The organism is Streptomyces sp. RP5T, from assembly GCF_003933965.1.
In the GTDB taxonomy this organism is placed as follows: domain Bacteria; phylum Actinomycetota; class Actinomycetes; order Streptomycetales; family Streptomycetaceae; genus Streptomyces.
Genome location: NZ_RSAJ01000400.1, coordinates 1 through 7,924, shown reverse-complemented (window position 1 = coordinate 7,924; position 7,924 = coordinate 1). Strand labels below are relative to the sequence as shown.

Annotated in this window: 6 protein-coding genes and 1 pseudogene; 4 read left to right on the top strand and 3 right to left on the bottom strand. The window is 70.1% G+C overall.

Annotated elements, in window-relative coordinates; all coding sequences use genetic code 11:
• From EHS43_RS47165 to EHS43_RS31250, 3 genes are all read left to right on the top strand, one after another.
• The coding region (locus EHS43_RS47165) for a hypothetical protein (RefSeq protein ID WP_221740775.1) at positions 1-279 on the top strand (279 nt) is incomplete at its 5' end.
• A 285-nt stretch (positions 280-564) separates the two neighbouring features.
• A complete protein-coding gene (locus EHS43_RS31255) occupies positions 565-1,344 on the top strand; it encodes a squalene/phytoene synthase family protein (RefSeq protein ID WP_125194056.1) in 780 nt (259 codons plus the stop codon).
• A 100-nt stretch (positions 1,345-1,444) separates the two neighbouring features.
• Entirely contained in the window at positions 1,445-2,488 is a 1,044-nt protein-coding gene (locus EHS43_RS31250) for a terpene synthase family protein (RefSeq protein WP_125194055.1), read from the top strand.
• A 697-nt stretch (positions 2,489-3,185) separates the two neighbouring features.
• On the opposite strand, the gene EHS43_RS31240 is transcribed toward EHS43_RS31250, so the two are convergent.
• Complete coding sequence (locus tag EHS43_RS31240) at positions 3,186-5,276, bottom strand: M48 family metalloprotease (protein WP_125194054.1); 2,091 nt, start codon at positions 5,274-5,276, stop codon at positions 3,186-3,188.
• Positions 5,273-5,710 carry a hypothetical protein gene (locus tag EHS43_RS31235; RefSeq protein WP_125194053.1) on the bottom strand — a complete coding sequence of 146 codons (438 nt, stop codon included), beginning with the start codon at positions 5,708-5,710 and terminating at the stop codon, positions 5,273-5,275. Before EHS43_RS31235 ends, EHS43_RS31240 begins: the two co-directional genes overlap by 4 nt.
• A gap of 329 nt (positions 5,711-6,039) precedes the next feature.
• Here EHS43_RS31235 and EHS43_RS31230 point away from each other — a divergent pair, with 329 nt between their 5' ends.
• Positions 6,040-7,044 carry a LacI family DNA-binding transcriptional regulator gene (locus EHS43_RS31230; protein WP_125194052.1) on the top strand — a complete coding sequence of 335 codons (1,005 nt, stop codon included), beginning with the start codon at positions 6,040-6,042 and terminating at the stop codon, positions 7,042-7,044.
• Positions 7,045-7,079: 35 nt separating this feature from the next.
• On the opposite strand, the pseudogene EHS43_RS31225 reads toward EHS43_RS31230, so the two are convergent.
• A pseudogene (locus tag EHS43_RS31225) lies at positions 7,080-7,924 on the bottom strand (enolase C-terminal domain-like protein); the annotation flags it as partial.

Below are 7,924 nucleotides of genomic sequence, written 5' to 3'. Positions count from 1 at the left end.
CCCTCAGCCCACCCCGAGACCTCCAGCGCCGCGCAATGCGGCGAGCCAGCCGTCACCGCGGACCACTTCCGCACCAAGTCCGACCCCGCCAACCTCCGTTCCGCCGACGCCACTGCCACCCACCGCGACGAGCGCACCCGCTCCCTCTCCCACCACCTCCAGCCCGCAGCCCTGCACACCCGTGACCGATACCCCCAGCAATCCGATCACCCCACCAGCGACCTCCCTCGCACCGTCACCGCACGACGCTGCCAGCGCCGGAACGGATCGCAGTGCTGATGGCTCACCCGGCACGGCCTAAGGTCCTGCGTGCTCCGACCGTCCGCACCCCGGTCCTCGGACCGCCCCGTCATCTGCCGGACGATGACGCGCTGCCCCGGGCCGGGACAGCAGACGACGTCCTCCAGACACAGCGCGGCGATGTGACAGACGGCCACCGGATCAAGATCACGCCGCTGGAATGCGCCACTGGACGGGCAGAGCGCGCCCCGACGAACACACCTCAGTGAAAGGGCCACGGCACTCCACCCGCCGTGAAGCCCCAGACGTATGTGAGGAACAGACATGACCGCATCAAGTCAACAACTCGCTGAGGCGCACACCATGGCCCGTGCGCACAGTACGACGTGGTATGACCCGATCATGAGGATGCCGCCAAGGCTGAACGAGGCGTGCACCGGCACCTACCTCATGCTGCGCGCCATCGACGAGATCGAAGACCACCCGGACATCCCGGCCGGCGACCGGGCGCTGCTGCTGCGTCAGGTCAGCATCGCTCTGCAGACACAGAGCGACGCCGCGCACTTCGAGTCGCTCATGAGGGGGCACCCGGAGCTGCTCGATGTCACACAGGGCCTGCCCCAGTGGATTTCCCTGATCCCTCCGGACATCGCCCCACGCGTCTGCGAGGCCATCTCGGCCATGGCCGACCGCATGGCCGACTGGGTACTCAAGGACTTCCGTATCCACAACCGAGCCGACCTGGACCGCTACACCTACGCGGTCGGCAGCGCCACAGTCCTGATCTTCTGCGACCTGTGGTCCTGGTACGACGGCGCCCCGAGCCAACGCACCCACGGCATCGCATTCGGCCGCCTCCTCCAAGCGGTCAACATCCTCCTCGACCGGGACGAGGACGCCGAGCGGGGCATCGACTTCCTGCCGGCCGACTGGGACCTCAGCCAGATGATCGCCTACGCCCAGCAGCAGGCGGGCGACGCCGCTTTGTACATCGACACCCTTCGGCCCGGACCCGCCAGGGACTTCTTCGAGGGCCCGCATCTCCGCGCGCTGAAGGCACTACACAGCCTCGAGCTCCCGGGGACCGGTTCCAAACCCGACTGATCGACGGCCCCACACCCGATCGCCAACACGTGCCGTACGACGTCGCGGACGTCCACTGCTCCTCGCTCGTTCCATCTCATGACCGAAGGAACCAGACCACATGACCGCGAAGCCGCCACAAGCATCAGCGGCGCTCGATCTACCGGCGCTGTACAGCCCGGATCCCCCGTACCTGAACCCGGAGGCAAACCAGATCGACCTCAAGGCCTCCCAATGGATGCGCTCTCGCATGATCAGCCAGGATCCCGTCACCCGGCAACGGCTGCTGGAGAGCGGTGCCTCCCGCCTGCTCTCCAACTGGAGCCCGCGCGGGCAAGTCGAACGCCTCGTGGTTGGCGGCAAGTGGACGTACTTCGGCTTCGCCTACGACGACTGGTGCGAGTCGCTGACCTCACTGGACGAGATCATCGCCGCCACCTGCGCGCTGAGCCGCGCTCAGGAGTTCCCCGATTCCGCCCTGCTCGACACTCCGTTCCTGCCGGAATTCCTCGACATCATGCGCGACCTTCGCCGGTTCGCCACACCCACTCAGTACAAACGGCTCACGAATCAACAGACCGCATACTTCCAGGCACTCCCTTGGGAGGCGAGCTACCGCCTCCGCCACGAAACGCCCGACCTCAACACCCACGTGGCGATCCGCCTGAATGCCGCAGGCGGCATGCCCCTTCTGGGGATCCTGGAAATCTGCAACGGGGAGGAGATTCCCTCAGAGGAGTTCGACCAGCCCGCTCTCCAAGCCGTTGCCGAGATGGCGACACTCCTCCAGGCATGGGTGAACGACCTGTGCTCCATCTCCAAGGACGCTCACGACGGAGGAGGCACTAACAACATCGTCGTATGTCTCCGAAGGGAGCGGCACTGCTCGCTGCAGGATGCCGGGGCAGAAGTCGTCTCGATCTGGAACCGCACAATGGCGCTCTTCGTGAGACTCTGCGATCAACTGACTGCCGAAGCGAGCCCGCAACTCAACCTGTTCGTGGACGGCTGCCGCCGGGCGGTCAGCAACATCGTCCTATGGCACGCCCGTAACCCCCGCTACGCAGCGCCCCCCCTATCGGTCACCACCGATCCGCCCGCTGACCTCGGCTCTTCCCCCCTGAACATCCCCTCCATTGCCTGGTGGTGGCAGCAACTCAAGTGATCCGACTTACGCAGGCCGGGCAGCACATCAGCTGACACGCCTGGACGGGCCCCCAACTTGTCCAATCTGACGCATGGTCGGTTCGGTCGCCCATCTGGGGACGGTCAGCCGTGTCACTGTCGCGGCCGACAGGCCGGCGGTGCCGCCGAGCAGTGCTCCACCGCCGGGACGAAGCCGCCGGACGACAAGCCGCGCAAAGTGGAGCAGCGGCAGTACTTCGGAGATCTTCTGGTGCTTGCGGCACCACGGTGGAAGGATCTTCGAGGAGAACCGCTTGCGCTCGCCGGTCTCGTCGTCGACGCGGCGGTCGTTCTCCCGCGGGGCCTTGACCTCGACCGGCCCCGGCCGCGGTGCCCACCGTCCGGGGCCGGTGGTGGCCGTTGCGGACAACGAGACGTCGTCCGTACTCGTCGGTCCCGGCCGCCAACTCGGCTGTGCACTGGTTGACTTCCGCTTCCAGTGTGGTGGCGAGCATTCGGCGGGCGCCCTCCCTCACGATCTCATCGATCAGAGAGCCGGACCGGGTGGATCCATCGTGGTGACTCGGCTGAGCATGGGCGTGCCTTCCCGACCCGCGTTCCAACACGGGCCTACTCGGAGACGTTACGGATCATTCGGGGCGGTACGCCCTGCGCGTGCCCTCCCGGAGCCGGTCCGCAAGTCCTGAGCATTACGCCGGAGGTTCGGAGGCAGGGTCTCAGCGCAACAGCACAGCGTCCCCGAAGTGTTCGAGCGCCACGACGGCAGCGATCGCCGCGAGCACGGTGAAGGCCGCAGCGCCGCCGGTCACGGTCCGGCGGCCGGCGCCCCATGCGGGCAGGAACCCCACCGGAGCGGCCAGGACCACGAGCACGACGATGAGACCGGACAAGGAGCCCTCGACCAGGACCGTGGCCCATACGTCGAAGGGATGCCGCCAGGAACCGAAGCGCGCCGCCCACAGCGCGGTGGCCGTGAGTACGGACGCCACGGGAGCCGCGTACAGGGCGGTGCCGAGACCGTCCGAACCCCGGCAGACGACCAGGGCGACGGCGCAGACCGCCCCCGCGCACAGCGAGGTCAGCACATCGAGCTGCCAGGTCGCGGTCCAGTCGCTTGGCATCGCCGACGGCCGGTACCCCAGCCGGGTCACGACCGAGGCGACGACGGCACCGGCGACGCCCAGCACCGGGAGCCAGTGACTGTCCATCGGCCGGGCCCGGCGAAGGGCCGCCCACAGGGCCGTCGCGGCGACCGCCGCCAACCCGACGGCACGGGTGCCGCTCGATGCCGAGTAGGGGCCGGTGAGCAGCGCCGCGTACGGCACCGGTTGGGTGAACGCTGCCTTCAGCAGCGTGCAGAAGTCCATCGCCAGCCACAACGCGCCGCCGAAGAGCAGGGCGTTGATGGTGACAACGGCCAACTGGGCCCGGAAGGTGATGTGTTCGGCACCGCGCCGGTTGCTCCACAGACGGGCGAACGCGGCGCCGAGCGAGGCCGCCCCCATGACGGCGAGGGGCAGCACGATCAGCAGCGGCCAGCCCCGCATCGGCCCGATCGCCGTGGTCCCCGTGCTCTGCAACCGGACCAGCAGCCCGGCCCCGGCACTCATGCCCAGGGCGAGGTGAAGCCACCGTAGGGCCGCGCTGTTGGCGCCGCCGCGGGCCTGGGTGTCGCGCCACACCGCGAGGCCCCAGCCGACGGCCAGGAACAGCCCGGCGGACAGGGCGCCGACCGGTGCCGAACTCCACGAGGTGCCGCTGAGGAGGAGGTTGCCGAGGCCGTCCATGGAGTCCAGCAGGACGGCCGCGAGCAGCCCGACCACAAGGGTGTCCAGGAGGCTGGGGCGCAGCAGCGTCAGCGGCGCGCGCAGCACGGAGAGTCGGCGGTCGTGGGTGGGGTGGTTGGCGCGTGCCCGGTCGAGCCAGTTCCGCCGCCCGGCCGGCTGTGCCCCGCCGAGCAGGGACTCCCACTGCGCGACCGACTGCCCTCGTACGGCGGCCAGATCCGCCTCGTGCTCCCGCGACCGCATGATCAGCTGAGTGACGAGCACGGCGACCACCAGCAGGAGCAGGGCTCGCGCGCCGTACTCGGCCCAGAACAAGTGGGACAGCGTCCGCAGAGGGCTCGTCTCCGGCAGCCGCCAGCCCTGGACGGCGGCGACGAGGGGCGCGGCGAGCAGTACCGGCGGCAGCGCCCACCACAGGCCACGGGTGAGCCAGACCAGTACGGTGTCGCCCGCCGCGAGGTGCCCCACCTCATGGCGGACGATCGCCTCCGCCTCCGCCTCGGGGAGCAGCCGGAGGCCGCGCGGCAGGACGACGCGGGAGCGCTCGCCCCGGCCGAGCACGAACGCCTCCCGGACGGGGGCGGCACCCCAGACCAGTCGCGGCGGCCGCCGTACCCCCATCTCGGCGGAGACCCGGTCGGCGAGCTCCTGCCAGCGCGCCGGTACGGACTTCAGCGGACCCGCGCGACGCAGCAGCCTGCGCGGCAGGACCCATAGACCGGCCAGTCCGAGCAGCAGTACCGTCGCCGAGCCCACCAGGGAGACCTCGGCCTCGCGGCGCTGCACCGGTCCCGTGCAGCGGGACACGTACAGCGCCCGGTCGAAGGCGGAGTCGGGGAACAGGGCAGCCCCCCTGCCCGAACACGTCAGCACGGCCGCGGCCCACGAACGGCCGAGCACCAGATTGTGGATCACCTGCCCCACGAACGCACCCGCCAGGATCAGTGTGACGATCAGCAGCACATAGCGGGCGCCGGTCGGCGACAGGACTCCGCGCTGCCGGTCGCCACCGGCCGTCAACCCGCACCTCCGTCACGCAGGACGGTGATGACGGCCCTGGCCACGGTGCCCGCCTGCTCGGCGTCGGCGCCGATGCTCCGGGCCCAGGCCGCCAGCGCAGCGAGGGCCACCTGCTCCTCGTCCGGGTCCAGCGCGGGCACCGCCCCGCCACGGCGATCTTCCAGCAGGCGTCCGATCTTCGCCCGCACGGTCTGGCCGAGGGTGTCCACGGCCTGCCCCGCGAGGCGCTCGGCGACCAGTTTCACCAGCCAGGCCGCCACCGGGAGCACGTACAGGAGAGCCGAGGTGACGGTCACTCCGGAACCGACGGCCGGAGAGAGCGCGGGTTTCACCACGCCCTGCGGATCCTCCCGGAACTCCTCGAACCACTCCGCGTAGTCGGTGCGGCCGTCGGTATCCAGCACCGCGAACACGGCACGCCCCAGAGACTCCACGGCCACCCACCCGCCGGGCCCGGGAACCGGCACCGCCGACTCCGAGTCCGGCTCTGACGGCCGCTCTCGAGTTGTGCGGACTCCGCGTGACAGAAACATGATTCCCCCATGGATCACCTTCCGCGGATCACCTGCCGCGGGGGAGTCACCGTAGAATCCGCAGGCGCGTTTCCGGCTGACATTTTCTCTTCTGTCGTAGATGTGGTCATCCATGTCTCTTTCAGGGCTGGATCGCGACGGCGTCCGCGCCCGCCGGGCCACACCGCGCTGGGGTCGGCCTCCTCAGGACGTGCATTGACGCTCGTGGGAAGGGGAGTAAACCTCGGCACGTGCAGGTGACGATTCGAGAAGTTGCGAAAGCGGCCGGGGTCTCCCGGTCCACCGTGTCCCGGGTGCTGGATCCTGACGGGACGGTCAGCGCAGTGACGCGGGAGCGCGTCCAAGCCGTCGCCGGCCGGCTCGGCTACCAGCCCAACCGGGCGGCCCGCGGGCTGATCACCGGCCGTACGGGCCACGTGGGCGTGATCGTCCCCGACCTGCTCGACTCGTTCTTCGCGGACAGCTGCAAGGGCGTGCAGGCCCGCGCCCGGGGCCTGGGACACGCCGTGTTCGTCAGCGACGCGGAGCGGGTCGAGGGCCTGGAACTGGATGCGATCCGCACGATGGCACCGGAGGCCGACGGCATCGTGCTGTGCGCTCCGCACCTGAGCAGCGAAGAACTGCAGTCGCTGGACCGGATCACCCACAAGCCGATCGTGGTGTTGCACCGCAGGGAGCCCGGCTTGCCCAGCGTCACTGCCGACATGGTCGAGGGCATGACGGACGCGCTCACCCACCTGCACGCCCTGGGCCACCGCAGGATCGCCTACGTCGGGGGCCCGCGCAGCACCTGGACCGCCCAGGAGAGGGCCGCCGGGATCGACGCGATGGCGGAATCGGGCAAGGTGGAGATCATCCGTACCGGCAGCGTCGCGCCGCACTTCGACGGTGGCATCACGGGCGCCGCGGACGTCGTGCTGGCCAGTGGCGCCACCGCGGTGGTCGCCTTCAACGACATCGTCGCCTTCGGCCTGATCAGCCGCTTCAGCGCGCCCAGCGTCCAGGTGCCCGACGAAATGAGCGTCGTCGGCTGCGACGACATCGCGCTGGCGGGGATGGCCGCCCCGCCGCTGACCACCGTCGGTGTGGCCAAGGCGCAGGCCGCCCGGGCGGCGGTCGACCTGCTGTTCAGGATCCTGAGCACGCCCGCCGGGGAGGATGCCCAGCCCTTGCAGCGGACGTTGCCGACGCATCTGGTGGTGCGGGGGTCGACGGCCGCGATCGAACAGAGGTAGGCGGTACCGGTCGCCGCTGGGATCCGGCGTGGCTCCTATCGTCGGGGTGCCTGCTGCGCCCGCACGCTCCGCAGATACGCCCGGTCGTTCCGGTGTTCGCGCCCCAGACCCAGGTACACGTCGTGCAGCCGGTCGACCCCCCCGGTCGAGTTCGACGCCGAGGCCGGGGCTCTCGGGTACCGGGAACGAGCCGTCCGTGAAGCGCAGCGGGCCGGCCTCCACGACATCCTCGGCCGCGTTCCACGGGTAGTGCGTGTCGCAGGCGTGGTCGAGCACGGGGATGGCGGCTGCCGCGTGGGTCATCGCGGCGAGACTGATGCCGAGGTGGGGGTTGGAGTGCATGGACAGGCCCCAGCCGACGGCCCGGGTCAGGTCCCCGAGTGCCATGGTGGCCCGCAGGCCGCCCCAGATGTGGTGATCGCCCAGGACGATCCGCACGGCGTCGCGCATCACAGCGGGAAGGACGTCGTCGAACGAGGTCACGCACATGTTCGTGGCGAGCGGCAATGTCGTCCGCGCCGCGACCGCGGCCATGCCTTCCACGCCGGCGACCGGGTCCTCCAGGTATTCCAGGACGCCCGCGAGTTCCCGGGCCGCGTCGAGCGCGGTCTCCAGGTTCCACACCGTGTTGGGGTCGAGGCGCAGCGGGAGCCCGGGGAACTCGGCGTGCAGTGCACGGACAGCCGCGATCTCCTCCTCGGCCGGCAGCACCCCGCCCTTGAGTTTCAGCGAACGGAAGCCGGGGAGGTCCACCATCCGCGTCGCCTGGGCCACGATCCCCTCGGGGGTGAGAGCGGCGCCCCACTCGTCGGTGTGCGCGCCCGGGTGCCCGGCCCACTTGTAGAACAGGTAGCCGCTGTCCGGCACCCGGTCCCGGACC